General features: G+C 66.3%; 24 protein-coding genes. 8 read left to right on the forward strand and 16 right to left on the reverse strand.

Translation table 11 applies throughout. The features are described 5' to 3' along the window. Positions 1–251 precede the first annotated feature (251 nt). The 3 genes from ACFQGD_RS22600 to ACFQGD_RS22610 all read left to right on the forward strand — a co-directional run bounded on the left by ACFQGD_RS22600 (position 252) and on the right by ACFQGD_RS22610 (position 2,498). The gene (locus tag ACFQGD_RS22600) at positions 252–569 is read left to right on the forward strand and encodes a hypothetical protein (RefSeq protein WP_345398879.1); all 318 of its coding nucleotides are present in this window, start codon (positions 252–254) and stop codon (positions 567–569) included. Beyond that, positions 569–1,663: an integrase core domain-containing protein gene (locus ACFQGD_RS22605; RefSeq protein ID WP_345398882.1), complete on the forward strand. Its 1,095-nt coding sequence runs from the start codon at positions 569–571 to the stop codon at positions 1,661–1,663. Before ACFQGD_RS22600 ends, ACFQGD_RS22605 begins: the two co-directional genes overlap by 1 nt. 484 nt (positions 1,664–2,147) lie before the next feature. Further along, on the forward strand, positions 2,148–2,498 hold the full coding sequence (locus ACFQGD_RS22610) for a hypothetical protein (RefSeq protein WP_345392931.1): 351 nt from the start codon (positions 2,148–2,150) through the stop codon (positions 2,496–2,498). A gap of 622 nt (positions 2,499–3,120) precedes the next feature. Here the strand turns inward: ACFQGD_RS22610 and ACFQGD_RS22615 are convergent. Beyond that, on the reverse strand, positions 3,121–3,822 hold the full coding sequence (locus ACFQGD_RS22615; RefSeq protein WP_345392934.1) for a helix-turn-helix transcriptional regulator: 702 nt from the start codon (positions 3,820–3,822) through the stop codon (positions 3,121–3,123). Positions 3,823–3,906: 84 nt separating this feature from the next. On the opposite strand from ACFQGD_RS22615, the gene ACFQGD_RS22620 reads away from it, so the two are divergent. The 3 genes from ACFQGD_RS22620 to ACFQGD_RS22630 are packed head-to-tail and all read left to right on the forward strand — an operon-like array spanning position 3,907 to position 6,252. Then, positions 3,907–4,344: a hypothetical protein gene (locus tag ACFQGD_RS22620; protein ID WP_345392937.1), complete on the forward strand. Its 438-nt coding sequence runs from the start codon at positions 3,907–3,909 to the stop codon at positions 4,342–4,344. Further along, positions 4,341–4,988: a GTP cyclohydrolase I FolE gene (gene folE, locus ACFQGD_RS22625; RefSeq protein ID WP_345392940.1), complete on the forward strand. Its 648-nt coding sequence runs from the start codon at positions 4,341–4,343 to the stop codon at positions 4,986–4,988. Before ACFQGD_RS22620 ends, folE begins: the two co-directional genes overlap by 4 nt. A gap of 19 nt (positions 4,989–5,007) precedes the next feature. Next, positions 5,008–6,252, forward strand: a complete 1,245-nt coding sequence (locus ACFQGD_RS22630) for an NAD(P)/FAD-dependent oxidoreductase (RefSeq protein ID WP_345392943.1) — start codon at positions 5,008–5,010, stop codon at positions 6,250–6,252. A gap of 116 nt (positions 6,253–6,368) precedes the next feature. Here the strand turns inward: ACFQGD_RS22630 and ACFQGD_RS22635 are convergent, their stop codons facing one another. The 5 genes from ACFQGD_RS22635 to ACFQGD_RS22655 all read right to left on the reverse strand — a co-directional run bounded on the left by ACFQGD_RS22635 (position 6,369) and on the right by ACFQGD_RS22655 (position 10,374). Further along, positions 6,369–6,956 (reverse strand): Rv1733c family protein, encoded by a 588-nt coding sequence (locus ACFQGD_RS22635; protein WP_425557297.1) that lies wholly within the window; start codon positions 6,954–6,956, stop codon positions 6,369–6,371. A 90-nt stretch (positions 6,957–7,046) separates the two neighbouring features. Continuing rightward, positions 7,047–7,553 (reverse strand): hypothetical protein, encoded by a 507-nt coding sequence (locus ACFQGD_RS22640; protein ID WP_345392949.1) that lies wholly within the window; start codon positions 7,551–7,553, stop codon positions 7,047–7,049. Then, entirely contained in the window at positions 7,550–8,284 is a 735-nt protein-coding gene (locus ACFQGD_RS22645; protein ID WP_345392952.1) for a hypothetical protein, read from the reverse strand. Before ACFQGD_RS22645 ends, ACFQGD_RS22640 begins: the two co-directional genes overlap by 4 nt. 11 nt (positions 8,285–8,295) lie before the next feature. After that, complete coding sequence (locus tag ACFQGD_RS22650) at positions 8,296–9,072, reverse strand: GreA/GreB family elongation factor (RefSeq protein ID WP_345392955.1); 777 nt, start codon at positions 9,070–9,072, stop codon at positions 8,296–8,298. 33 nt (positions 9,073–9,105) lie between these two features. After that, entirely contained in the window at positions 9,106–10,374 is a 1,269-nt protein-coding gene (locus ACFQGD_RS22655) for an NAD(P)/FAD-dependent oxidoreductase (protein ID WP_345392958.1), read from the reverse strand. A 29-nt stretch (positions 10,375–10,403) separates the two neighbouring features. Between ACFQGD_RS22655 and ACFQGD_RS22660 the strand changes: the two genes are divergently transcribed. Next, positions 10,404–11,602 (forward strand): IS3 family transposase gene (locus ACFQGD_RS22660; RefSeq protein ID WP_345398863.1). Its coding sequence is split into 2 segments (ribosomal slippage): positions 10,404–10,662 and positions 10,662–11,602, totalling 1,200 coding nucleotides; the frame shifts between segments, so codons are not numbered across the junction. A gap of 74 nt (positions 11,603–11,676) precedes the next feature. On the opposite strand, the gene ACFQGD_RS22665 is transcribed toward ACFQGD_RS22660, so the two are convergent. The 3 genes from ACFQGD_RS22665 to ACFQGD_RS22675 form a co-directional block, all read right to left on the reverse strand. Continuing rightward, positions 11,677–13,206, reverse strand: coding sequence for a sodium:solute symporter family protein (locus ACFQGD_RS22665; protein ID WP_345398909.1), 1,530 nt, complete (start codon positions 13,204–13,206; stop codon positions 11,677–11,679). Between the two features lie 30 nt (positions 13,207–13,236). After that, positions 13,237–13,911, reverse strand: a complete 675-nt coding sequence (locus ACFQGD_RS22670; RefSeq protein WP_345398912.1) for a M20/M25/M40 family metallo-hydrolase — start codon at positions 13,909–13,911, stop codon at positions 13,237–13,239. 183 nt (positions 13,912–14,094) lie between these two features. Further along, positions 14,095–15,492 carry an IS1380 family transposase gene (locus ACFQGD_RS22675; RefSeq protein WP_345398892.1) on the reverse strand — a complete coding sequence of 466 codons (1,398 nt, stop codon included), beginning with the start codon at positions 15,490–15,492 and terminating at the stop codon, positions 14,095–14,097. Positions 15,493–15,499: 7 nt separating this feature from the next. On the opposite strand from ACFQGD_RS22675, the gene ACFQGD_RS22680 reads away from it, so the two are divergent. Next, a complete protein-coding gene (locus tag ACFQGD_RS22680) occupies positions 15,500–16,192 on the forward strand; it encodes a hypothetical protein (protein WP_390221097.1) in 693 nt (230 codons plus the stop codon). Positions 16,193–16,296: 104 nt separating this feature from the next. Here the strand turns inward: ACFQGD_RS22680 and ACFQGD_RS22685 are convergent, their stop codons facing one another. Genes ACFQGD_RS22685 through ACFQGD_RS22715 form a run of 7 tightly spaced genes read right to left on the reverse strand, consistent with a single transcriptional unit; the run spans position 16,297 to position 25,023 of the window. After that, entirely contained in the window at positions 16,297–17,262 is a 966-nt protein-coding gene (locus tag ACFQGD_RS22685) for a C40 family peptidase (protein ID WP_345393871.1), read from the reverse strand. Next, positions 17,247–18,296, reverse strand: a complete 1,050-nt coding sequence (locus tag ACFQGD_RS22690; protein WP_390183556.1) for a replication-relaxation family protein — start codon at positions 18,294–18,296, stop codon at positions 17,247–17,249. Before ACFQGD_RS22690 ends, ACFQGD_RS22685 begins: the two co-directional genes overlap by 16 nt. Position 18,297: 1 nt before the next feature. After that, positions 18,298–20,736, reverse strand: a complete 2,439-nt coding sequence (locus tag ACFQGD_RS22695; RefSeq protein ID WP_390183557.1) for a type IV secretory system conjugative DNA transfer family protein — start codon at positions 20,734–20,736, stop codon at positions 18,298–18,300. A 45-nt stretch (positions 20,737–20,781) separates the two neighbouring features. Then, a complete protein-coding gene (locus ACFQGD_RS22700; protein ID WP_345393879.1) occupies positions 20,782–22,578 on the reverse strand; it encodes a VirB4 family type IV secretion system protein in 1,797 nt (598 codons plus the stop codon). A gap of 5 nt (positions 22,579–22,583) precedes the next feature. After that, positions 22,584–23,513, reverse strand: coding sequence for a PrgI family protein (locus ACFQGD_RS22705; protein ID WP_345393882.1), 930 nt, complete (start codon positions 23,511–23,513; stop codon positions 22,584–22,586). Next, a complete protein-coding gene (locus tag ACFQGD_RS22710; protein WP_345393885.1) occupies positions 23,510–24,712 on the reverse strand; it encodes a hypothetical protein in 1,203 nt (400 codons plus the stop codon). Before ACFQGD_RS22710 ends, ACFQGD_RS22705 begins: the two co-directional genes overlap by 4 nt. Beyond that, the gene (locus ACFQGD_RS22715; RefSeq protein WP_390183558.1) at positions 24,709–25,023 is read right to left on the reverse strand and encodes a pilin; all 315 of its coding nucleotides are present in this window, start codon (positions 25,021–25,023) and stop codon (positions 24,709–24,711) included. Before ACFQGD_RS22715 ends, ACFQGD_RS22710 begins: the two co-directional genes overlap by 4 nt. Positions 25,024–25,028: the final 5 nt, after the last annotated feature.

The following is a 25,028-nucleotide window of genomic DNA, read 5'->3' on the forward strand; positions in this document are numbered from 1 at the left end:
ATCACCGCCTTCGGCGAACTCGGCGTGGCACCACATCACCGGGCCAACTGGGTGTCGGCGACGCGCTGATGGCCACCTACACACCGCGAAGGTACATGCACCGGATCAACCCCGATAGGTAGGAAATTGCCGCCACATGCGGCGATCTCGTCTTGCGTCTGAGTTAGATGACCATTTGATCTTTGAAATACCCAGCCACGAAGCGGTGTGTCTGACCGTTCCGGAGGCTGATGATGACGTCCAATACGCCCATGAAGGCACGCAAGCAGCGACGGCTGCTCTCGCCGAGCCAGAAGTACGAGATGTATGTGTCGGTGCTGACTGGGCAGTGCACGCAGCGGGAGGCCGCGCAGAAGTGGAAGGTCGACCGCACCACGGTGACCACGATCTGCCGTACCGCCAAGCAGGGCGCGCTGACCGCGCTGTCGGCTCGGCCGGGCCGGCCGGGCAAGACAGTCGAGCAGCTGGAGTTGGAGGAGGCGCGGGCGGAGGCCGAGCGGCTGCGCGCCACGGTGACCGAGCAGGCGGTGGCGCTGCATCTGCACGAGGGAAAACCCGCCTGGGGCTGATGGCCGGCCCGGTCCCGGCGCGGGTGCACGCTGACGTGAAGGCCGGCCTACTCGAGTTGATCGAGCACGCCGTCGAGCGTGGCTGGTCGGCGCGGCGGGCATGTGACCGGCTGGGCCTGGAACACGGTCGCTACCAGGCGTGGCTGGCCCGCCAGGCCGCCGGGCGGCTGGACGACCTACCGCCGGGCGGGCATCCCCTGCACGGGATCCTGCCGGGCGAGCGGGCCGCGGTCGTGGAGCTGTTCGAGACCTGGGGCGAGACCGACCGTAGTCATCGCAAGCTCGCCCACCGCGGCTCGCGGATCGGACTGGTGCATGTCTCCGAGTCCACGGTGCGGCGGATCCTGGCCGCCGAACGGCTCGTTCTTCCTGGTCAGCCGCCCCGCGAGCCGATCGGTCGGGCGGAGTGGCCGCCCTGGCTGGAGTGGAAGCCCAACCGGGTGTGGGGTTACGACTTCACGCACTTCACCCGCGCCCGGGTCGCCGCGATCGCGATCCTCGACATCGTCTCCCGCAAGTGGATCACCACCCTGGTGTCGGCCGAGGAGTCTTCCACCCAGGTCGAGGTCGCCTTCACCGACGCGCTGGAGGCCGAGAACCTGTGGGCGGCCGCCGACGCCCGCGCGACCGACGCGCTGGTGGCCGCGCTGGCCTCCGGCGACCGCGACGCCGTCGGCACCGCGATCGGTGACGGGCAGCTGCCGTTGCTGCTGGCCATCAGCGACAACGGGCCGCAGATGCGCAGCCACACCACCCGCGAGTTCCTCGCCGGTGTGGCCATCGCCCGCCAGTTCGGACGGCCCGGCACACCGACCGATCAGGCGTGGATCGAGACGCTGTTCGGGCACGTGAAGGGCGAGTGGCCGCACCTGGAAAAGATCCGCGACCCCGGCGAGCTCGAAGCCGAACTCGAGCTCGTACGGGCCCAATACAACGGGGTCAGGCTGCACGCCGCCATCGGGTATGTCACGCCCGACGACGAACACGAAGGACGAGGTGACGCCATCCGCAAGAACCGACGCGACGGACTCGCCCAAGCACGCGAGAACCGCCTGGCATACCGTCGAAGCAGAGCACCTGAGGAGAACCAATGACCACGCACCGGCCGTGGCTGGGTATTTCAACCCGCGATTGGTCAATTAACTCAGACACACCTCAATCTGTTGCCGACATAACCATCCGGCCAGGTAGATCTATCTAGCGCGGCTCTTCGGAGATAAGGCCAACAGAACTCCCATACCTCCGATATACGCACCGGCCACGCTCACCAGAGTGGGCAAACAATCGGCTTCTTGCCCGTTGCTGGTTCAGACCGGTCGCTGTCGATCCAGCGGCGGAAATGCGTCGGTCTTGGTCATAATATTGACCAGATCTAAGACGATAGTGGCAGCAGGAAGCGCCGTGGTCTCGGCGTGATAGTCACGGTCCCTCTCCCTAACGGCTAAATTTATTCGCGTTAATCGGCCTCGACCTGCCTCCTTTACAGCGCGCACGACCTGGGACGCGCGCTGATGACCCGCGGCGTCCAGTTCGCCACCCCACTCGCCACGACGATCCAACCTCACCGAATACAACGACGTGGCGATCACGGTTGACGGGAAAGCGGTTCGCCCCCGCATCAAGAAAAGCTACGAACTGCTCGCCTTCCTCGCCACCCGGCATCGCCATGCGGCAGGCAAGGACGCGCTCCTCGAAGCCCTGTTCGAGGGACGTCAGGACGATTGCCCCGTGGCCTATCTTCGACAAGCCATTCGCCAACTTCGCCAGGTGCTTCCCAGCGAAGCGATCGAATCAGGCGCAAGAAACATCAACATGACCACCCACGTCGCTCTCACCAACGACTCCGAACGATTTCGCTCTCTCGTGACACAGGCCGCCAGGCTCCGCGGCGAAGATCGCTCACCGCCCTCACCGCAGCACTGCCTCTGATCGGGAACGGACATTACCTGACTGGGTTCCCTCACCGTGATCGAAGAGCGCCAGCAACAATTGGTTGTTCTGGCTGCGGAGTTCCGCAGCGATGTCAGCGAGCTGGCCTTCGAACTCGGTGACTGCCAACTCGCTTCTGCACTGCTCGAAACCACCCTCCACGACGACCCGTTCCGGGAATCGGCATGGCGGCTGACAACGCGCATCGCGGATGCCACCGGCGAAACGGTCCGCATCGCACTTGGCCCGTCAATGATCGCTGGTGCCCTCGCGCGCCTGTTGTGCCACGTAGTGGATAGAATAGACGGAGGCACTCATTCGATCTTCTTGGCCAGGTGTCTGAGGCGCAGGCGACGGATAGCGTTGATCCTTTGCTCTATTACCGCGCTGATTCCGGTCGATTCGGTAGCCTATCGAGCGACAACTTGCCAAAATCCGGCTACTTGCCCAACGAAAACACTGAAGATTTGGTGGCGATGGGAATCGCACCGCACGCCTTCCGGCTTGGCATTTTTATGCATCTTGAACCGTACTATTCCGGCGGATTCGAGCAGTCACACAGTAGACGCAACAGAGTCATGGCCTGGGTACCGAACTGCACGTAGTTCCTTCGGCTGCTGGCTCAGTCGGTGGCGACGTCGGTGGGGGCGAGTCGTACGCAACAGAGGTGGGGGGCGGGGTCGAGACGAGCGGTGAATCCGGTGTCGGCGAGTCCGTCGAGCATGCCGCTGAGTAGGCAGAGGTTCATGCCGCAGACCAGTTCGGTGTGTTTCTGGGCCAGGTCGTGGAAGGGGCAGTTGCCGAGCAGGATGTTGGTGTCGGCGACATGGGGTTCGAAGCCGTGGCTTTCGAGCGTGCGCAGGAGGACAGGCTGGTCACCCTCGCCCGAGCCGGCTGCGCGCGAGGCTGCGCCGAGTCGCGTGCCGAGTTCGCGGGCATGCCGGTCGAGCAGGATGCGTGGCGACTGTCCGGATTGTTCGGCTTCTTGGACCGCGGTGGCCAGTAGTTGTCCGGCTAGCTCGTATTGCCGTTCGGGCAGGTTGACTTCGATGGGCTGCCGGGACCGGTGGTAGAGCTTCGCGGGACGGCCCGCACCTGGACCGCTGCGGCCGGTGCGCCGCTCGTGCACCACGTCGAGCAGTCCGGCGTCGGCCAGCCGGTCGAGATGAAACGCGGCCGTTGCTCGCGCCAAGCCCAGGGCCGATGCTGCCTCGTCGCGGCTCACCGGTCTCGGCTGGCGCACCACGAAGTCGTAAAGCCGCCGCCTTGTCGGCTCGTCCAGCGCCGCGACCGCGGCGAACCGCGTTTCCCGCGAGTCGGCCATTCTCACCTCTAAAGATAACAGTTATTGACTAAAGAATCGCACCCGATCTAACGTTAACACATCTTGTCGATAGAAGGAGTCGTCATGAGCACACCTACATTCGGGCTAGACACTGCTGGCCGCTCGTTGCGGTCGGACCCCGCCTACCAGGCGTTTTTCGCGCTGCGGACGGTATTCACCGTGGCGCCGACCCTGTTCGGCTTAGACAAGTTCACGAACTGGCTGGTCGAGTGGCCCATCTATCTCGCGCCATGGATCAACGACATCGTGCCAGGAACGGCCCAGCAGGCCATGTACGCGGTCGGTGTCGTCGAGGTCGTCGCCGGGATCGTGGTCGCGCTGATTCCGCGCTATGGCGGACTTCTTGTCGCCGCGTGGCTGGCTGGAATCATCGTCAACCTGCTGACCATTCCCGGGTTCTACGACATCGCCCTGCGTGACTTCGGGCTGCTGGTCGGCGCGGTGTCGCTGGCACGGCTGGCCGCACGGTACGCTCCGGCCCGCCGTGGACGGGCGACATGAGCCTGACCGAACCGGACGACCCAGGCGAACCGCAGCAGGGGGCAGTCGGCGCACAGCGCCGTCGGCTGCGCGTCGCCGACGGCCGCGACGATGTCGATCTTCTCGCCGCCCAACAAGCCGTGACCGATCTGCTCGTCGCCCTTGGCCGCGACCCGTCATCGGAACACCTGGCTGACACGCCACGACGAGTGGCGCAGGCCTACGCCGAACTGCTCTCCCCACGCGAGTTCGACCTGACCACGTTTCCCAACGACGAGGGTTACGACGAGCTCGTGCTAGCCAGAGGCATTCCCGTGCGGTCGCTGTGCCAGCACCACCTCCTGCCCTTCCACGGCGTCGCGCACGTCGGCTACCTACCCGGCGACCGCATCCTCGGACTGTCCAAACTCGCCAGGGTCGTCGAGTTGTTCGCCCATGACCTGCAAGTCCAGGAACGCCTGACGAAACAGGTCGCAGACTGGCTCGCCGAACACCTGACACCGAAGGGAGTCGGTGTCGTCATCGAGGCAGAACACCTGTGCATGTCACTGCGCGGCGTGCGCGCCGTCGGCTCCAGGACCGTCACCTCCTCGCTGCAGGGAGTGCTACGTAACGACGCCCGATCCCGGCAAGAGTTCTTCGCCCTCACCGGCGTGCACGGCTAACGAATTTCAGGAGGATGTCGTGACAACTGATCGCACGTTCGTCATCGTCGGCGCAGGGCTCGCCGGCGCCAAGGCCGCACAGACGCTGCGCGAAGAGGGCTTCCCCGGGCGGGTAGTACTCATCGGTGCCGAAGCCGAACGGCCCTACGAGCGCCCGCCACTATCGAAGGATTACCTACTCGGCAAAGCTGACAAGTCGAGCATCTTCGTTCACGATCACGGCTGGTATCAGCAGAACTCCGTCGAGATGATGCTGGGTCGCTTGGTGACGCGGCTGGACCGATCGACGCACGAAGTCGAACTCGACGAGGGTGAACGGATCGGCTACAGCAAGCTGCTGCTGGCCACCGGCGCCTCTCCGCGAACGCTTTCGATACCGGGAGCCAGCCTCGACGGCGTCTTCTATCTGCGTCGGGTCGAGGACTCCGAACGGCTTGCCGAGACGCTGCGCGGCGGTGGCCGGGTTGTCGTGGTCGGCGCGGGCTGGATCGGGCTCGAGACGGCAGCGGCGGCCCGCGAATACGGCTGTGAGGTCACCGTGATCGAACCCCAACCGGCACCGCTGATGGCGGCACTCGGACCCGAGATGGGAGGCTTTTTCGCCGACGTGCACCGTAAACACGGCGTGGACCTCCGCCTCGGCCAGTCGGTCACCGAGCTGCGCGGGGATGCGGGCGGGGTCACCACGGTCAACACCGACGATGGCACGGCGACACGCGCCGACGCGGTCATCGTCGGCGTGGGCGTACGGCCCAACACCGAACTGGCCAAACACGCAGGTCTGGCCGTCGACAACGGAATCCTGGTCGACGCATCGCTGCGAACCGACGATCCCGACGTATACGCCGCAGGTGACGTCGCCAACGCCGCTCACCCTCACTATGAGCAGCGGGTGCGGGTCGAGCACTGGGCCAACGCACTGCACGGCGGTCCGGCTGCGGCGAAAGCGATGCTCGGCCAGCCTGTCAGCCATGGTCGGATCCCATACTTTTTCACCGACCAATACGACGTCGGCATGGAGTTCACCGGCTGGTTCCCACCTGGCGGCTACGACGACGTCATCGTCCGCGGCGATACCGCCGACGGCGCGTTTCACGCCTTCTGGCTACGCTCCGATCGTGTGGTGGCAGGAATGCACATCAACCGCTGGGACGACGGCATCCAACCCGCACAGCAGCTCATCATCGGTGGTACCGTCATGGACCCAGCACTGCTGGCCGACCCCACCGTGTCGCTGACTGAACTCGCCGCCAGCACACTCTAGACACACATCTAGGCCAGGAGTACCAGCACAGAGCCGACCAGACGAAAGCGTCCTCCGGGCTACGGGTTTCGTAACGGCGATCGTGCGCAACCGATGGCAGCATCCGAGCGCCGGCATCATTTCCCGATTGAGTCCCTGGAGATGTGGCGCCATTCGCGCTCCCAGTCGGCGTATCGGGCCCGATTCAACAATGCGCGCACCCCGCAGTAGACCCAGACCAGTGCGAACACGAGGGCCAGCCAGGCACCAATAGCCGTGGCGATGGCGAAGGCGGCAGCGTCTCGACGTGTCAACGGAGGCACCGTCAGATCACCGTTCGTATCAAGCCAGACGTCGACCGCGGTGCCTTTTGCGGCACCGTACGGTGCCGGCACCTTTCCCTCATGACGGATACCGCTCGCCGACATCCAAGAGGCCCTGACCTCGGTGGTCGCGGGGCTGCCGCGGACCTTTTGGCTCCCGGGCGGAGCGTCCTCAAGCAATATCGCTTGCGCCGGGTACCGGCTCGCATGCTGGTCGGCGACCAGCTCGAGTCGTTGCGTGTACATGGTGTGTCCCATGACCGCGAGAATGGGAATGGCGAGCAACGCGAGCACGGTCACCGTGATGAGCAGACGGCTCTCCATCCGATCCCACCGTCGAACCAGTGGGTGCTCGCCCGGACGAACGTGTCGCCACAAGCGCGTGAATGATTCGCTGCACATCGCCGACCTCCGTCGTGACTTGCCTGGCTACTTCCCGCTCACTGTCGCGAGTGCTTTCCGCGCAGCCGGATGTCCTGTTGCTCGTCGCCGTCACGGCCCGTCGCTCTGCTGCGCCGATTTCCAGTCGATCAGTCTGTTGGTTGGTGATCTGCGACTCTGCTGTGCCGGTGTTGGGCCGGTGTCGATGGTGGTGAGCGCCCAGCCGAACGGGAGTCGGTGGAGGAGGAAGTCGGTGGCACTGACGTCGGTCGAGGTGGTGGTGTCGGTGAAGACATGGCCGAGCAGCTCGGATGCGACCAGGGTCAGGTGATCGTGGTCTCTGAAGGGGCGTAGTTTTGGGGCGGTGTCCAGGGTGATGGTCTCCGGATGCCAGGTCCGCACGACCGCGCTGGGGAGAAAGACTTCGCGGACGCCGATGCCCGCCAGCAGTCCGGCCACCAGTGGATACTGGCCGTGGCGCTGCTGAACTGCGACATCGAACACGTAACCCAAATACTGGTCGTGGGGCCCGAGCACCAATCCGTGCAGCAGTCGGCGCACGGAGAGGCCCTGCCCGTTGCCGTGCCCGACCGTGCTCCAGGGGGCTGGCTTGGTCATGACAGCGCCCCCTCTGCCGTCGTCTTTGGCGCCGGGAGGAGGGTTGAGTGGCGCAGCGTGGCCGCCATCGGCACCTGCTCGGGCATGCGGCGGGGTGGCAGCGACAGCACCCGGCCCCCGTGCCGCAGCACCGCCACCACCGCGATGTCCGCCTGCCGTGCCGGGTCCGGATATTGGCTGAGCGGCACGATCAGGTGATCGTCGTGCTTGTGGGGCCGTGGGGTCACGGTGGTGGAGACGAACAGGGTCTCGACACGACCCCGGTCGGCCGCGGCGAAGAGCTCGCTGGGTTCGGTGACGGTGCGGCCATCGCGGGAGAGCCTGCGGTAGGTCGCGCGAGCCCGCTCCTCGGTTTTCGTGCTGAGCATGGGGAACAGGGGACAGAGGGCGAACCGGTCACCGAAGGTGGCCAGCGTCGGCACGGGCCGGGGGAGCCAGTAACACCGGGCGCTGCCCGGTCCGGCGAACATGGCCATCCCGCGGTCAGGCCGGTCCCACGGCCAGGCGTCGGCGAGCAGGTCCAACGGACCGTTAAGTATCTGGCGGACCCGTGCGGCGGGGACGCCGTCGGCGCGCATCGCCGCTTTCGCGTCGTGGACCAGGTTTCCCCACCGAGCCTGGTTGACAGACCTGTCCGGCTCGTTGCGATCGGTGGGCAGGAACAGCGACAGCCGAGGTTCGCCGCGGTCCGCAGCGAGCTGCAGCAGGTCCTCTGGGTGCAGCACGCGCATCAGACGTCACCTCATGTCTGCGTGCCGTCGGATGCGCTGAGGCCACGACGACGGGGCGCGATCGGGGCCTGGCCGGTTGCTGGCGCGTGCTGCCCATAGGGCACTGCCCGCAGCAGGGTCACCCGCACGATGCCACCGGCGGGGACGCGATACATGCGCCGATCGCCCTGGCGCGCTCCGGACAGGGCTTGCCCGAGTGGCGATTCGGGTGAGTACACCTCGAGGCCATCGAGGCCGGCGCCGTCGCGGGTGCCAAGCAAGAAGGTCTCGATCTCATCCTCGCCGTCGTAGCGCACGGTGAGCACCATGCCGGGCTCGGCGATGCCGTCATCGGGCGGCACCTGCCCGACCACGGCATCGTCCAGCAGGTCGCGGATCTGCCGGATGCGGGCGCGCCGGCGGCTCGCGTCCGAAATGAACTCGGGGTCGCTGTCCAGCGTGTGCGCCCCGTCGGGGTCGTCTACCTCATGAGGGTGTTGGCCGAGCAGCATGGCGAGTTCGTCTTGCAGCCGTTGGTGGGCGTCGTGGGTGAGCCACACATGATGCGTCTCGGTCATCGTGCTGTTCCTCGTGGTGCTCGATCGGGTGGGCTGGTTGTGAGACATCGCCACGGCGCTGGTGCGGCGCAGCAGGGTGGCGTTGGCGTCCTCGGCGAATCCGGTCGCGTCCCGGAGCAGGATGTCGCGCTCGGTGCGTAGCAGCGCGTTCTCCTTGCGGAGCCAGTCGAGTTCCGCCTGTTCCTCGGCGGCACGGACCGTAGCGGGACCCAGGGCTTCGTGGCTGGACATGGCGATCAGTGTCCTTTTCTGGCGGTCGGGCGCTTAGCGCAACGGGTTGAAGGCGCGCAGCAGTTCGGGCTGTTTGCCGGTGGTGATCTGTTCGGCGAGCAGTCGTCCGGTGATCGGCCCGTGGGTCAGTCCCCACATGCCGTGCCCGCTGGCCAGGTAGACACCGGGGGCAGTGGGCACGGCGCCGATCAGCGGGCACCCGTCCGGGGTGACCGGGCGGGGCCCGACCCATTGGTCGGTGCGCTCCTCCCACCGCACACCTCGCAACAGCGGGCTGGCGGAGGCGATGATCGCCCGGATCCGGGCCGGGTCGAGCGGGTCGTCGGGGCCGCGGAACTCCATCGTGCCGGCGACCCGCAGCCCATCGCGGTACGGCGTACACGCCACCCGCACGCCGGGCAGATAGATCGGCCCGGCGACCGGCTCGTCGGTAGGAACGGTGAACGAGTAGCCGCGACCAGCACGGATCGGTACCCGCACTCCCAACTCGCTTCCTAGGCGGCTCAGCCAGGCGCCGGTAGCCAGCACGACCACGTCGGCCGTGACAGCCTCGCCCGATGTCGAGCGCACCGTCACCTCGTGCCGCTGACGGCGTGTCCCGGTGGCATCGAATCCGCCGCGGATGATGCCGCCGCGGGCGGTCACGGATCGGGCAAGGGAGGCGACGAACTCGCCCGGATCGACGAAGCGTTGTCCGTGCAACCGGACACCGGCCCGGATTCGGTCCGATACCTGCGGCAACTGTTCGCGTACCTCGGTACCGGTCAGGCCGGTGTAGTCGACCCGCTGCCCAGCCTCATCCACCCGACGCAACTCCCGCAGCAGGCCTGCCGACTGCTGCGCCGTCTCGAACACAGCGGTGATCGGCGCCTCCACCATGGGCGCCTGTACCGCGTTCGCGGTCAGCACGTCAAATGCCTCGAGGCACTCGGCGTTCAGCGGCAGGTTGGCCCACATCGCCCGGTCCCACGCGCCCCAGCGGCAGTGCGCGGCGAATCGTGCCAGAAACCGCCACAGCGGCGGATCCCACGACACCGGCACGTGCAGCGGCGCGCCCGGATCAAGGATCGTGCGCAACCCGTAGCGCAGCACGGTCGGCTCGTTCAACGGCACAGCCAACGCCGGCGAAAGCCACCCCGCATTGCCCCAGGACGCACCAGCGGCCACCCCCGTACGGTCGACCACCGTCACCTCGACCCCTCGTTCCTGCAAGAACCAGGCCGTCGAAAGTCCCACCACGCCAGCGCCCACCACCACCGCCGTACGTGGGGTGCCCGTTATTTCCCGGACTGTGGACCGCATAGGGTCCGTTCTGGAAGGGATGTTGGTTCGTGGCAAGGAAGTATCAGAAGTACACGCCTGAATTTCGTGAGCAGGCGGCGAAGCTGGTTGTGGAAGGGCAGCGTCCGATCGCTGAGGTCGCTCGCGAGTACGGTCTCGGGGAAACGACCCTAGCTAATTGGGTGAAGAAATACCGCGAGGATCACGCCGGGGACGAGCCGCCGCTGGAATTGTCTGAGCGTGCCGAACTCGCCGAACTGCGTCGCCGGGTGCGCGAGCAGGAGATGGAACTGTCCTTTTTGAAAAAAGCGGCAGCGTACTTTGCGAGGGAGCAGCGGTGAGCGAGAAGTACGAGTTCATCGCCGCCGAGTACGCGCACAACAAGGGCCATAATGTGGCGGACGCTCCCACCCTGACGCAGATGCTGGCGTGGCTGGATGTGTCGAAATCGGGCTACTACGAGTGGTTTCGCCGGCCGCCGTCGGCGACCGAGCGGCGCCGCGAACTGCTCAAGACCAAGATTGAGACACTGTTTGACCTCTTCGGCGGCACCTACGGTTACCGGCGGATCCATGCCGAGCTCGTCCGTGCTGGTGAGCGGGTCGATGACGAGACGGTCCGCCAACTCATGCGCGAGATGGGCCTGGTCACGGTGCAGCTGAAGCCGTACCGCACCACCACCGTCCGCAGCGCTGAACAGCCCGACGGCGTGCCAGATCTGGTCGAGCGGAACTTCACCGCCAACCGGCCCGGGGCCAAGCTGGTCGGCGACATCACGTTCATTTCCACCTGGCAGGGCTGGCTGTATTTGGCGACCGTGATTGATTGTTTCAACAACGAGGTCATCGGCTACGCGATGGCCGATCACATGCGCACCGAATTGGTCACCGACGCCCTCGACATGGCCGCACGAAATCACACGCTTGAGTCGGGCTGTATTATGCACAGCGATCGCGGCACCCAATATACATCGGCCGAATATCGCGCGAAACTGGATGAACTCGATTTGCGACATTCCCTCGGTCGCACCGGGATTTGTTGGGATAACGCGCTCGCCGAGTCGTTCTTCGCCAGCCTCAAAAACGAGCGCGTTCATCATATGGTGTATCCCACACGAAAAAGGGCTTCGACTGATATTGCCCGCTATATCGAACTTCACTACAATCGGCGACGAATCCATTCAGCACTGGGATACAAAACTCCGCACGAAGTCCGCAACGAATACCTGAATCAGCAGTTCGCGGCATAAAAGGACACAAACTCACCAGTCCGGAAAACACGGGGCAGCCCAGCCAGCCCCCACTTGACTTGCGCCTCGGTTCATCAACCGCTCTTCGGTTCGTCGGCCGCCACTGCGTCGATCCGTTCGGGTAGTTGTGTTTCTTGTGCCTCTGGTAGTCCAGTTTCGGTGCGTGCGCCAGGCAAGGTGTATTGCCGCTGGAGTCCGTCGTACCAGATGGCCTTCACTTGCTCGCTCGCGGCGTGCTTGGTGAGCAGGCTGCCCAAGAGCAACGCTGCGGCACCGACCAGGTAGCCGGGAAGGATCTCGGTGATGCCGAAGGGATTGCCAGCTAGTTCCCATCCGATCGTGGCCGTTAGCCCGGCGATCATGCTGGTGATGACCCCGAACCTAGTGGCCCGGCGCCAGAACATTACCGCGAGGAAAGGCAGCACCAGCGCCACTGCCGACCACTTCAGTGTGTAGGTGTAGATCCCGACGATGTCGGTGATGAAGAACGCGATCAGCAAGGCGGCCAATCCGATAACCGTGACGCCCCAACGCGACATCTTCAGTAGCTTCTCTTGGCTCGCATCCGGGCGCAGGTGACGCTGATATAGGTCACGTGTGAGGTTCGCCGTTCCTTGCAGGAGGAAGGAATCACCCCCGGATACCAGTGCGGCCATGAGTGCCATTGCGAGGATGCCGCCGACGTATGGCGGCAGGATGTCTTGCAAAACAATGTAGAAGACGGAGTCGGGACGTACATTATCGCCGGGAACGAACGAGCGTGCGGCCATGCCGATGAAGATCGGGATGACGGAGATGACGAATCCGGCGAGTGCGATACCCACCGCGTTGCCCCACAGTGCGACTCGTTCGGTTCGAGCGGCGTAGATGCGTTGCCAACTCGATTGCCAAATGAGGTAGAACGGACCGATCGTAAGCGCGAAGATCAAGGTAGCACTCGGATCAGCTCCGGCCGGGTTGAGATGTGTCCCCGGTATAGCCGGAGCGATCTCGGCCATGCCGCCTGCATAGACCCAGGTGGCAACACCCATGATGACCAAGCCGACGACGAGGACGACCGTCTGGATGCTGTCGGTGATGATGACGCTGGGCAGGCCACCGAGCATGGTGTAGCCATAGACGATCGCCCAGCCCAGCAGAACCCCCCACCCAAGAGGCATGCCGAAGAGCACGTTGAATAAGGCACCCAGCGCGACGATCTGCATCGCCGTGACCGGTGCGGCGTAGAGGCAGACCGACAGGATCGCCGGGATGACGCCGGCGGGCTTGCCGAATCGCTCGTCAAAGATGTCGGGAACGGTGTAGAGCTTCGTCCGGCGCAGCTTCTTAGCGAAGAGCAGGATCAGCAGGAGCGAGAAGAAGGCCCCCGGAAGGGCGAAGCGCATGTAGCCGGAGAGACCGAACTCGTAGCCGAGTCCGACGCTGCCGATGAAGATCGACGCCCCCGCCCACGTGGCGATCACCGTGAGGGTGATCTTGATTGCACCGACGTTCCAGCCTGCGATCAGGTAGTCGTCGGCGCCCTTGGTGTGCTTGAAGTGGTAGAGGCCGATACCAAACATGACGACGATGAATAAGGCTATGTAGAAGGCATACCAGATCATGAGGGATTCCCTTCCGCAGTAAGACCAATACTATAATTGACCGTCCGCTACGATTTTCATGGTTCGACGGACTATCTGGTTGAATACTTCGACACCAATCTGCAGATGCTCTTCCGGGCTGCCTTCATCACGATTGTGCGATATGCCATCAGTCGATGATACGAACAACATCGCGGTTGGCACCCGAGACGCCATGGCAGTGGCGTCGTGTAGGGCGCCAGAAGGCAATGACATGTCCTGGCCGCATGCGTCTCGACAGGTGTTTTGGACCAGATCGACCAGTTTTTCATCAAAGGGCCGTGGCTCAACGGTCAGTAATGGTTCCCAGGATACGGTGCAATCTTCGCTTGCAGCGGCAACTTCCGATGCCGATCGGACCCGTTCGTGCATCGCCTTCAACGAATCCGCATCGAGGTGACGTTGGTCTACCAAAATGGTGGCTTGTTCCGAAACGGCTGTAACTATTCCAGGAACAGTGACGATGGAACCGACCGTGCCCACGCCGTCGTGCTCGATGGCGGCATCGCGAACTGCGATCGCAGTGTTGGCCGCAGCTAGGACCGGGTCGTTTCGCCGATTCATGGGCGTGGTACCGGCATGTGCTGCCCGTCCGGTGAAAGTGACCCGATAACGCCTCATTCCTACCGTGCCTAACACCGCGCCCACCGGAATATCGTTGGCCTCTAAAACGGGACCCTGTTCAATGTGCGCCTCTAGCCTCGATCTTTCTCGCGTTTGAGGTGTCGGCCTGACTGCGCTGGGCGGTGGTGTTGTTGGCCTCCTTTTCGGTCGGTGGCGAGCTGCAGTGGCCCGTGGTCAGTCGGGGCGGCCTGCCGGGTTCCACGGGCCCGGGTGGTGTTTCGTCTCGTCGGGGCGGGTTGTCGCTGATCAGGGCGGTGCGGGTGGTGCGGCGAGCCGGGCGAGCGCGGTCTGTATCAGATCGGCCCAGGGTGCGTGCGCGGACAGCCGTAGGCGTGTGCGGCGGGCGTGACGGGCGATGCGGCCGGCGATGGAGAACAGCCGCAGCCGCAGGCGTTTGGGTTCCCATCGGCGGGCGGGGTGGTCGGCCAGCGCGAGCAGCTGCATCCAGGCGGTGAGCTCGACGGCGAGCGCGACGATGGCCAGCCAGATCTGGTTCTGCGCGAAGTCATGCAGCGGCAGGTTCGACAGGCCGGTGTCCTTACAGATCCGGATGCGGTCCTCGCAGCGGGCGCGGCGGCGGTGCCGCAGCTCGAGGTCGGCCAGCTGCCCGCGGGCGGTGTTGGTGATGAAGGCGGTCAGCCGGAGTCCGTCGACGTCGGTGAACCGCAGCTGCGCGCCGGGATGCGGCCGTTCCTTGCGGACGACCACACGCATGCCCTCGGGCCAGCCGGACAGGTCCAGCACACCGGTGGCGTCGGCGACCCACGCCCCGTCGCGCGGGTCGCCGTCGGAGTCGTAGGCCGGTGTCCACACGTGCGCGGGAATGGTGCCGATGCGGGCGACGATGTCGTCGGAGAGCCCGAATCCGAGAGAGTAGGACAGCTTCTGTTTGGTCAGGTAGTCGACGAAGTCGTGGGTGCCGCCGGCACCGTCGGCGCGAATCAGCACCTTGCGCCCGACCCGGCCACCCCGGGCGGTGAACGGCAACTGGCGCAGGCATTCGGCCACCACCGTGATGTGGTCAGCGGCGGTGTTCGCTCCGGCGTTTCCCGGGCGCAGCAGCCAGCCCAGCGGCTCCCCGGTCCCGTCGTCGCCGTGGTCGACGAACCCGAGCAGGGGATGGAACCCGAAGCTCTTCTTATAGGTCGGGGCCGCGTTCTCCTTCTCCGAATGCGCGGTCACCAACGTCGCGTCCAGGTCGATGACCAGCGGGTGCTCGGCGTCGATGCCGTGATCGGGGGCGCGCTTGCCGGCGTGGCCCCACGCCGTCTTCCGCGCTGCCACGCGGGCCCGGCCGATCGCCGACAGGGCCTTGCCGGCGTCGGCGGCCAGGCAGGAGATCAGCCGGGACACGGTCGGATCCGACGCCACCCGGCCGAACACCGCTGGCTGCTCGCGCAGCAGAGCGATATCGGCCAGGCAGTCACCGCCCAGCGCCACCGACACCGCGAGATCGAGCACGACCTTGCCCGGATCATGTGTGGCCAACGGCTTGCGCCACGGCGCCAACGCCGCCGACAGCGCCGCAGCAAGACCGGCCTTCTCGGCGGTTCGCAGCAGGATCACCGCCCCGGCCTGCGACACGACCCCACTTCCGGCGGTATCGACCGACAACGACGGGTACGGACCAGTAGACTTACCCACCAGAAAGGTGCTCCTGAACTCGCTCGAACATGACCCTCAGCAAGTCATATTCTTGCAGCTCAGAGCACCTTTCTTCATGATCGACACAGCCCGCGGGCCGAACCAGCGTGAAAGCGCGAGGTTAGTGTCGAGCCAGACACGGCCCTTGGACAACTGGTACCAGACCAAACGCAGTCCGGATGTTCATACAGCCGACAAGCCACGATTCGTAGGCGATCAGCCGCTCTTGCGCCTCGTCGACATGATCGCGGCCACAGAACACGCTGGGTGGCTGTCGACAGGCTCCTCGCTCTTGGAAGGCAACGGGCGAGTGCAAAAGGAATTCGGCCGGTATGCCACCGATCTGGCCAAGCTTGTCCGGCGGGATCGGCGGCACCACTCGATAACCCACGTGATGGGCGACAAGTCCGGCAAGCACACTCTGCTCGTCTGGGCTTGCCATGGGCCTAACGAAGACATTGAGACTGCAGTGTCGTATCTGTCGCCGTATCTCAGAGCCAAGAAACATCAGACGGGAGCCTACCGAGCGGCCTGCATGGTGTTCGACGCAAAGGGCAGACAGCTTGAACGGCTCTTGTACGACAATATGCCCGCAGTTCCGGACTCAGACCTCGATGAATCGGTTGCGCGCCTCGTTCCACTGGAGCGGATGACGCGCAAGGTTCCCCGACCTGGGCGTTCACGGACAACTGGCCGTTGAGTAGTCCGCCTACGGAACCGTCTGTTCATGCCGAAGTCGGAGCACGGGTGCCCGTTGCCTCCACATGCACGTACGAAACGTGCGGTCATGCCGCATATGGCGGGTCAGTTCACAAGGCGTCCACCTCCTGCGAAGTCATCATTCGCGCCCCATCGGACGGGGCGGATGCCGATGGGCTCGCCGAAGGTGGGCGCGTCAATCATCTGGCCGTTGCCGATGTAGATGCCGACGTGGTGGACCTTGATGTTCGGGTTCCCGTAGAAGACGAGGTCACCGGGCTGGAGTTCGGCCTCGGACACCCGAGCGGTGGCGTGATACTGCGTGTGCGCGGTCCTGGGGAGCCGGATTCCGGCTGCAGCGTAGGCGGCGGTGGTGAGGCCGGAGCAGTCGAAGCCAGCGTGGCCGTTGGCCGGTCCGTCACCTCCCCACTCGTACGGCACGCCGAGCTGTCCGCAAACGAATTTGAGGACCACTCGGGCAGCGCTGCTAGGTGCATCCACACCCATACACCTATTGGCGTCCTCGATCGGAGCGCAGGTCGCGTCGTTTAGCGCGGCGACGATGGTGCGCGCGGCGCTCTCGTGCTGCGAGTACGCGTTGGGGAAGCCGGAGCGTTGCACCGCTTGGGCGGCGTCGTTGACGCTCATGCGCTCCCAGCTGGGGATGTTCTGGAGGTGCTGGTAGAACTGGGTGGTTGCATAGCTGGGGTTCATGATCTGCGCTGGGGTACCCCATCCTTGTGACGGGCGTTGCTGGAACAGGCCAAGGCTGTCGCGGTCGCCGTAGTCGACGTTACGGAGTCGGGACTCCTGCATGGCGGCGGTGACGGCGACGACCCAGCCTCGCTGCGGTATGCGCAGTTGTTTACCGACAGCGACGATCACGCCCGCATTGGAGAGCTGTTCAGCGCCGTATCCCGCTGGTTGCGCCTCAGCAGAACCGGACGGAACGCACCTCGTCGGGCCGTCGGCGCCACTGACCACGGCCGCCACCGTTCCTCCGATGACACCAGCCAGGGTGAGGACGGCCAGGACGGCCGCAACGGCGGCGCCTGCTATCGCCTTCTGCATGCCTCAGGCGCGTGATGCCAGGTGAGATCCCGGGCGCTGGACCACGGCGGCATCGGCTCCGGTGGCGTCAGCGTCGCGGTTCCGCCTGAGTCGGCGATTCTTGCCGCCTGCTGATCGGATCGGGCTGGGACGGCGACGTGCGGCCACCGGTCGGCGAGGTCGGCCAGGCGGCACCGATCCGGAGTCGGCGGCTCGAGCGGCAACCACACGGCCTCGGCTGCCGAGTGGCGTATGCGGTCGGCACTCGTTGTGGCAATCGGAGTCGTGTCGGCGTGCGCGGTCTCGCGGACCTGGCGGGTGAGGATCTCGCGGGCATGGGCTTCCCGGTGGGGACTGGCGAAGCACAACAGCAGCGGCGTGTTGATCTGAGTGATCGCGCGGAGCTTGGCGTAGTCGTGAAGCTTCGCGGCTAGCCGTTGGAGCTGGTAGCTGCCGGTGTCCCATTCCAGGAACCACTCGAGGGTGCGGCCGTGCTCGATCCAGCGGCCGTAGCCGTCGGGGCGGACGATGTCGCCGAAGTGGCGGGCGCAGCGGGTTTCCGGCCACCACGCCAGCAGGCGGCTGCGCGGGTGTCGGCGGGCGGTCGCGATGAGGCCGGTGAAGAAGCCGTTCACGCCGTGCAGGTGGGCGAGGCGGATGGAGTGGGCGATGCCGATGGATCGCTCGGGGCGATACTTCAGCGCGGTGGGGTCGGTGCCGTCTTCGTGGGCGAGCACGTGGGCGCCGGTGATGTCGAGGACGTAGAACATGGGTGCGCGGCCTCGGCCGATGAAGGGCTGGAAGCGGTTGACGACTCGCCATTGGTAGAGCTGGCGGAGCCGCAGGTTGGCGGCGCGCCGGGAGGGGAAGGCGAGCTGAGTGAGCTGCGTGGAGGTGAGCACGCGGTGCTCGGCGAGCATGCGAGCGATCCAGCGGTCACGGCGGGTCAGGTGTGCGGCGACCCAGGCGTGGTGCTGCGGGGAGGCGGCGGCCCGGTCGGCCGGGCGTTGCGGCAGCGGGGCCCGGAGATCCTTCTGTTTCAGCAAAGGGCGCACCTCAGGCTGTGCGGCGGGGATCGGCGCCGACCGCGCGCGCTGGCGAGACTGCCGATCGGGCAAGGGGTTGGGTGTGGGCGGCGGCTGCCGCGCGCACGGCACGGGCTCGGCCGGGAATGGCTGGGCCGAGCGGGCGGGTCGTGATGGTGAAGGGGCGGACTTCGGCGCCGTTGACTACTGGGCGTACGGCGGCGTGGAAGGCGTCAAGGTGGGCGAGGTCGTGATCGGTCAGGTGCGGCGCAGTGTGGCGTGCAAGTTCGCGTGCGTCGCGCGGCGAGACTGAGAAGTAGATCTTGGTGCGGGCGTTGGCGGAGATCGCTTCGCTGAGGTCGCGGCCGAGCTGGTCGAGGTGCTGGTGCGCCAGGGTCATGGAGAGGCGGTAGCCGCGGGCTTCGGCGAGCATGTCCTCGACGGCGTAGGGCAGGGTCAGGAAGTTCTGCGCTTCGTCGACGTAGAGTCCTGCGTCGCGGCGTTGGGACTGTGGGGTCGCGGATCGGGCGGTGGTGGCCTGCCAGATGCGGGCGAGGATGAGCGAGCCGAGTAGCCGGCTGGTGTCGTCGCCCAGGCTGCCCTTAGGGATGCGTGCCAGCAGTAACCCGCCGTCGAGCACGGTGCTGAGGTCGACGGTGGAGGGTCCGGCCGCGATCGCCTTGACGACGAACGGGCGCAGCAGGAAGGCGCGTAGCTTGTTGAGTACCGGGGCGATGGCGTGGGCGCGGGCGGCGTCGGAGAGCTGGTCGTAGGACGTCCAGAAGCCGCGCAGCACGGGATCGTCGGCAAGCTTGGCAATGTGCCGGATCCGCTTGGCGGGATCGGTAAGCAGGCCGGACAGGTCGGCGAGGGTGGGTGTGTCGGTGTCGGCCCGCAATGTGAGGCAGGCTGCGCGCAGAATGTCGTCACTGCGCGGCCCCCAAGCGGAGGCGAACACCCGCGCGAACACCGAGACGACGTTGTCGACGGCGGAATGCTTATCGCCTTCGAGGGGGTTCAGGCAGGGCACCGGGCCGCGAGTGTCGGCGTCGAACAGCACGACCCGATGGCTGGCGTGCAGCGGGAGTCTAGTGAGGATGTCGGTGATCAGGTCTCCTTTGGGATCGATGACGACGGCACCGCGGCCACGATCGGCATCGGCGAGGATCATCTGCGCGAGCAGCGTCGACTTGCCGCTGCCGGTGGCGCCAAGCACGTGCAGGTGGTGACGGGCGTCGGAGACGTGCAGGCCGACGGGGCGGGCATGTGCGGTGTCGGAAATGCCGAGCGGTCGGATGTCGGGGCCTTCGGTCGGCGTAGCTGGTGGCGGCGGGACGGCGCGGGCCCCGGCCCGGGCCACGCCGGGGATCGCTTCGTCGGTGGGTAGGTGCGCGATCGCGGCCAACTCGAGGACGGACAGCAGATCTCCACGCCGGAACCGGCGGCGGGCCAGCACCGTCAGCGGCTGGCGGAGTCGGAGGCGGCGGTAGTAGTTGTGCTCGGTGAATGTGGAGAAGGCGCTGGCGATCGCGTGCGCTCGGCCGCGGATGCGCTCGGCCGCCCGCCGGTATTCTTTGCGTGCCGCCGATCTCGGGAGGTGGGTGGTGACGGCGTAGCGGATGAGCGTGTCGTAGTGGCTGCCGCGATCCTTGGCGACGATGGCGCGGTCCTGCGCCGCGTACGCCAGCGCGGTGTGCCGGTCAATCTGAGGTTGCGCCGATGGCTGCGCGGCTGGTCGTGGAGTGAGTAGATCAAATACCCGCCCAATCCGGTGGTGGGAACGTCCAGTGCGCAGGTGACGGGCCAAGCGCCGGGCGCGGGCGACGCGTCGCCCGGTGGCCGGTCGCGCCAGTACCTGAACACACGCTCGGTCGTCGGTGCCGAGACCGGCGGGTGCGCCGAGAAGCGCACGGAGTGGATCAGCCGTGAAGTCGGTCCGGATCGGGAGAGCTTCCGACCGTGCGAGGCGAAGTACACCTCCGGTCACGAGCACCTGGCGCTCACCACTTGGTTCTATGGGGAGGGGCGGGTCGGCTGGGCGGGTGCGGGTGCGGGTGCCCGGCCAGGCGGCCTCGATGGCACGCTCGACGAGTCCGGGTGGCACGATCCCTGGCACCCATAGGCGTAGCTGGACGCCGTCGCGATCGAAGTAGGATTCGAACGCCAGGTGCGGTTGCCCGAAGATCAGCCGTTTCCATGCGGGCCGCAGAAGCCCGACGAGGTTGGACCAGACGGCCAGCGCCCCAGCCGGATCCACCGTCGGCGGGGCCATGATCGTGACCGCCCGCGCGTCGGCGTGCAACGCTTGCTGGCAGCGGCGGAACCACCATGCGCGCAACAGGACCGCCGCACCGACCACGAGAACGAGGACTGGTCCGAGCACTGGTGACCACGCGAGCAGCCAGGCCGCAGCGGTGTCCGCGAGCTTGCGAATTGCGGTCCAGGGGTCGACGAGCAGCTGTTCCACCACGACCAAGAAGTCCGCGATCGGCGCCGTGAGCAGACGTCGAAATGCTCATTCGTCGAGTTTGACGACGTGTGCACTGTTGTCGTCTCGGGCGGCGTGTTCGGCCGGATCTGTGGTGACCAGCGCGTGTTCGAATTCGGAGGCGTCGGCGCGCAGGACGACCCGATGCGGGCCGCAGGCCATGAGCGCGCTGCCCCGTTCCGCCGACAGCAAGAACTGTCGCTCGCCTTCGGAGAGGGCGAAGGTGCGGACGACGTCGTCGATGGCCTGGGGTGCCTGTCGTAGGAGGATCTGCGTGGCGGCGTTGGCGATGACGGCCTTGCCGAGATCGGTGCCGAGCACGTCGCCGACGTCTTGGGTCGCGACGGTCAAGCCCGCCCAGTATTTCCGCGATGCCTTGGCCATGTGGAAGAGGAACTCCGCGCCGACGTCTTGTCGCATCAGCAGCCATGCCTCATCGACGACCACCAGGCGGGGGCGTTTGTGCGTGGGGTTGCTGATCCAGCGCCAGATGGCGTCGAGGGTGAGGACGGTGGCTGCGGGCTTCAGCTCCGCGGGCAACTGGCGCAGCGAGAACACCTGTAGGTGGCCCTCCGGCGCGGTGGTTGTGGGGCCGTCGAACAGGCCGCGGAACGCGCCGTGGGTGTACGGGTGTAGTCGCTCGGCGAGCAGTGTTCCGGTCCCGCCCTGTTCGGCGAGAGCGTCGCGGAGGTCGGCCAGCATTGGTGCTGGCCGGGCCCAAGTCCGCGCGTCCGTAGTGATGCCAGCGTGGGCGTAAGCGGCCGTGATCGCCCGGTCGACTGTCGCTCGTTCGTCGGCAATGAGCGTCTGACCAAAAAGGACGGTCAGCAGGGTGTGCAGGAACAGACTGCGGCGTTGCAGGGCGCCCGCCGGTGCGGTGCGGCGTCCGTCCGGGTGTCTGGCGATGGGTAGGTCGAGCGGGTTGATCCGCACGCCGGTTGCACCGAGCGCCAGGTGGTTGCCCCCGACCGCGTGGGCCAACCGCGTGTATTCGTCTTCGGGATCGATGACGGCGACCTCGACGCCACGGTAGAGGCTGCGCAGGGCTTCCAGCTTGACGAGGTAGGATTTGCCTGCGCCGGAGCGGCCCAGGATGACCGCGTTGTGGTTGTCGCAGGCGAACCGGTCCCAGTGGACCAGACCTTGACTGCTGAGGTTTCGGCCGTACAGGACTCCGGTCGGTGCGCCGAACGATGCCGGGTCAGGCGCTGGCAGGTCCGGGGATGCGAAGGGAAACGCGGTGGCCAAGGCTGGGGTGTCGAAGGTACGGGTCATGTTGATCAGATCCATGCCCATCGGCAGCGAGGTGACCCATCCCTGCAGAGAGCGGAAGGTGGTCGGTTTCGCGTCCAGTAGCAGGCTGGCTGCCAGGGTGCGGACCGCGCTGACTTCGGCGGCCAGTTCGCGTTGAGTGGTGGCGTGGACGGTCAAGGTGAGCCCGACCCAGAACAGGCGTCCTTCGCCGCGGGCGAGTCGCGCGGCGAGATCGTGGGCGTCCTCGGTGGCCGCCTCCAGCTGAGGGTCGGCGAGGCGCCCGTGGGTGACGGTGTGGCGGCGACCAGATTCCAGCTTGGCGAGCTGCCGCTGAAGCCGCTCGGCTGCGACGGCCGCGTTGACGGGCTCGACGTGCAGGGAAACATCGAGCCGCCCGGGATAGGACAGCAGGGGCTGCAACCACCCCGGGTGGACCTCGCGCGGATAGCCGACAACGGAGAGAGTGGCCACCCATTCATCACCGACGCGGACGTGCCGGGGGTCGACCTCGAGTGCATGAGGTGCGAAGGCGGGCGTGGGCCGGCGTGGTGTGTGGCGGCGTTTCCGCATCGACCTCAGCTCCCGTCATCGCGCCCGGCCGCCGTGGTGATGACCTCATCGGCGCCCGCTAGACCCTGAGATGGGGTGATCAGGGTGTCGGGGTTGCAGGCCGCGCTCAGCACGGCGGTGGTCTGCCCGGCATCTAGCGGGGTGACCGTGATACCTGCGGCTGCGAGGAGCTCGACGGCCTCGGCCAGGCGCTGCAGCAATCGTGCCGCGCTGGTCCCGGCGGGCTCGCGCACGACGATGAAGATCTGGCGGTGCAGCAGGTCGGTGCGGGCGGCGAGCCGCTCGAGGTGGCTGGCGTGATCGCGCGCGGCACGTTCGAGCGCGGCGTGCGGCAGGCTCGGTGCGCGGGAACGGAGCTGTGCGATCTGGTCGGACAGCTCGAGGTGCATGGTGCGTACCAGGAGCTGCACGGGTTCGGAGAGACTGTGTAGCCAGCGGCCAAATGCGGCAACGAGAGCGTCCTGCTCGGCTGGGGTGCGTAGCGCAAAGTTCACGGTGGAGGCGGCGGCGATGGCCGCGATGCCGTCGTTGCCGAGGTCGACAACGCCGGCTTCGCTGACCCCAAGGGCCGGCAGATCCAGTTCAGCAGCCCGCTCGCCCGGTGGGGTCGGCAGCCAGTCAGGGATCCGCGCTGGCGTCCCGGATGTGGCGATGCGCCGCCGTGGTTGGAGGCGCTGTCGCACTGCGGCCACCAATAGTGAGTCCAGCGCGACCCCGTCGCGTCGCCCCAGCACCACGACGGTAATGAGCACCCCGACGGGTAGCGTAAGCGCCACGTAGACGACGGTCGGCATCCACGGGCGCGTCAGGGCCCAGCCGCCGTACAGCACGAGCGCCGTGACGCTCAGCTTGATTAGCTGCCGGGTCGTGAGACCGGCCAGGATGCGGTCCTCCAACTCGATGTCGGCAGGAATCCGTGCGGTTCGCCCGGTCATTGTGCGTCCCCGCGTCTGGTCAACGGCCGCCATGCGCGCTGAGCGGCGTCGCGGGCGCGGGCAGGTTTGGGCTGGCCCCACGGGGTGGACTCGATGGGTGGCGCCGGAGTGGCCGGCACCGGCGTGTACGGACCGGTCGGTCGCGCCGGTGGCGGCAGGACCGGCTGGGACGGCTTTGGGTGGGAGGGTGGCGGAGCGTTTCCCGCGTCGCTTCTGGCGCGGGCTGGGTGTGCGGGCGCTGCCGCCGCGGGTGCCGGATTCCCGGAGTGTCGCCCCGTCAAGAGCCCGAACGTCTTGTACGCGATCCAGCCGCGCACCAGCGATCCGGCGATGGAACGGCCACCGGTCGAGCGTGTGGCTGCGAGAATCCAGAACGGGATCTTCAGCAGCACGTATATCAGGGCGAGTGCCACGAGCAGGTTCACCAGCCCGCTGGGCCGCGGGCCGAAGGGTGTCCAGCCACTCGGGTCGAAGAACACCTTGAGCGCGACGATCAGGGTGAGCGACTGTGCCACTTGGATGGCGAGGACCCCGGCGAAGGCTTTCCACCACCAGCGCGCGACGGATTCGGTCTGCGGCAGGGCGTGACACATCAGGGCCAGTGGCGCCCCGATCAACAGGATGACGGTGATCGCCACGCGCAGGACGTAGGTGATGAGCAGCGCGACGAGCATTCCGGCCAACGCCAGGCCGAGCAAGAGCAAGAACAACCCGCCTCCAGACAGGGCGCCGGTAATCATGCTGGTCAGCGCGTCCCCGGCGGAGTCGGCGTCGAGGCCACCCGCGAGCAGGGCATGGGAGAGCGCGTTGGCCAGCAGGATGGCCTGCTCGGCGATCACCAGGCTGAAGAAGGCGGCCAGGAATCCGACGACCAGCCGGGGCGCGATCTCCTTGATCGTGTAGCGGGTCTGCAGGGTCTCGTAGCTCATCACGACCATGCCGCCGATGAGGATCAGTGCCGCGTAGGAGGCGATCACGATCTGCCACGAGACGTCCCAGAGGGGGCCGACTTGCGGCAGCTCGTTCAGCGTCGGCGTGGTGAGCAGGGTGTCGGACAGCAGCCGCAGCAGCGGGTTCAACGCCGTCTCCACGATGCTGCGGAACAGGTCGTTGATACCTTCGCCGATGTGGCAACCGATGTCGAACGTGCCGCAGCCCGGTGACTGCGCCACCCTGATCCCCCAGGCAGCTGCCGTCACAGGCCGACAATCCCCGACAGAACGGATACCAGCAGCGGCGCCAGGGCCGCCAGCGCGAATCCGATGCCCGCCGCTTTGAACGCGGTCTTGGCCTTCTCGACTTCGCCGGGATCGCCGCCGGCCATCACGTAGCGGACGCCACCGATCGTGGCGAACACCGTCGCCAGCATCGCGAGGATGCCCATCAACCAGTTGCGGATGTTGCGCAGCACCTGGGCCACCGACTCCGCCTGCGCGAACACCACCGACGGCTCCGCCTGCACGGTTGCGGCAGAGGCCAGTGCGGCGAACGCAGCAACCAGCGTCACCACGCCTG

The organism is Haloechinothrix salitolerans (assembly GCF_042662605.1).
In the GTDB taxonomy this organism is placed as follows: domain Bacteria; phylum Actinomycetota; class Actinomycetes; order Mycobacteriales; family Pseudonocardiaceae; genus Haloechinothrix_A; species Haloechinothrix_A salitolerans.

What these genes read in the sequence shown, in the direction of transcription:
- ACFQGD_RS22705 (WP_345393882.1), bottom strand. Translation starts at nt 23,513, where the DNA reads ATGACCGGGCGAACCGCACGGATTCCTGCCGACATCGAGTTGGAGGAC.
- ACFQGD_RS22700 (WP_345393879.1), bottom strand. Translation starts at nt 22,578, where the DNA reads ATGCGGAAACGCCGCCACACACCACGCCGGCCCACGCCCGCCTTCGCA.
- ACFQGD_RS22615 (WP_345392934.1), bottom strand. Translation starts at nt 3,822, where the DNA reads ATGGCCGACTCGCGGGAAACGCGGTTCGCCGCGGTCGCGGCGCTGGAC.
- ACFQGD_RS22650 (WP_345392955.1), bottom strand. Translation starts at nt 9,072, where the DNA reads ATGTCCAGCCACGAAGCCCTGGGTCCCGCTACGGTCCGTGCCGCCGAG.
- ACFQGD_RS22605 (WP_345398882.1), top strand. Translation starts at nt 569, where the DNA reads ATGGCCGGCCCGGTCCCGGCGCGGGTGCACGCTGACGTGAAGGCCGGC.
- folE (WP_345392940.1), top strand. Translation starts at nt 4,341, where the DNA reads ATGAGCCTGACCGAACCGGACGACCCAGGCGAACCGCAGCAGGGGGCA.
- ACFQGD_RS22600 (WP_345398879.1), top strand. Translation starts at nt 252, where the DNA reads ATGAAGGCACGCAAGCAGCGACGGCTGCTCTCGCCGAGCCAGAAGTAC.
- ACFQGD_RS22645 (WP_345392952.1), bottom strand. Translation starts at nt 8,284, where the DNA reads ATGCGCGTGCTGCACCCAGAGGACCTGCTGCAGCTCGCTGCGGACCGC.
- ACFQGD_RS22655 (WP_345392958.1), bottom strand. Translation starts at nt 10,374, where the DNA reads ATGCGGTCCACAGTCCGGGAAATAACGGGCACCCCACGTACGGCGGTG.
- ACFQGD_RS22665 (WP_345398909.1), bottom strand. Translation starts at nt 13,206, where the DNA reads ATGATCTGGTATGCCTTCTACATAGCCTTATTCATCGTCGTCATGTTT.
- ACFQGD_RS22635 (WP_425557297.1), bottom strand. Translation starts at nt 6,956, where the DNA reads ATGTGCAGCGAATCATTCACGCGCTTGTGGCGACACGTTCGTCCGGGC.
- ACFQGD_RS22620 (WP_345392937.1), top strand. Translation starts at nt 3,907, where the DNA reads ATGAGCACACCTACATTCGGGCTAGACACTGCTGGCCGCTCGTTGCGG.
- ACFQGD_RS22640 (WP_345392949.1), bottom strand. Translation starts at nt 7,553, where the DNA reads ATGACCAAGCCAGCCCCCTGGAGCACGGTCGGGCACGGCAACGGGCAG.
- ACFQGD_RS22685 (WP_345393871.1), bottom strand. Translation starts at nt 17,262, where the DNA reads ATGCAGAAGGCGATAGCAGGCGCCGCCGTTGCGGCCGTCCTGGCCGTC.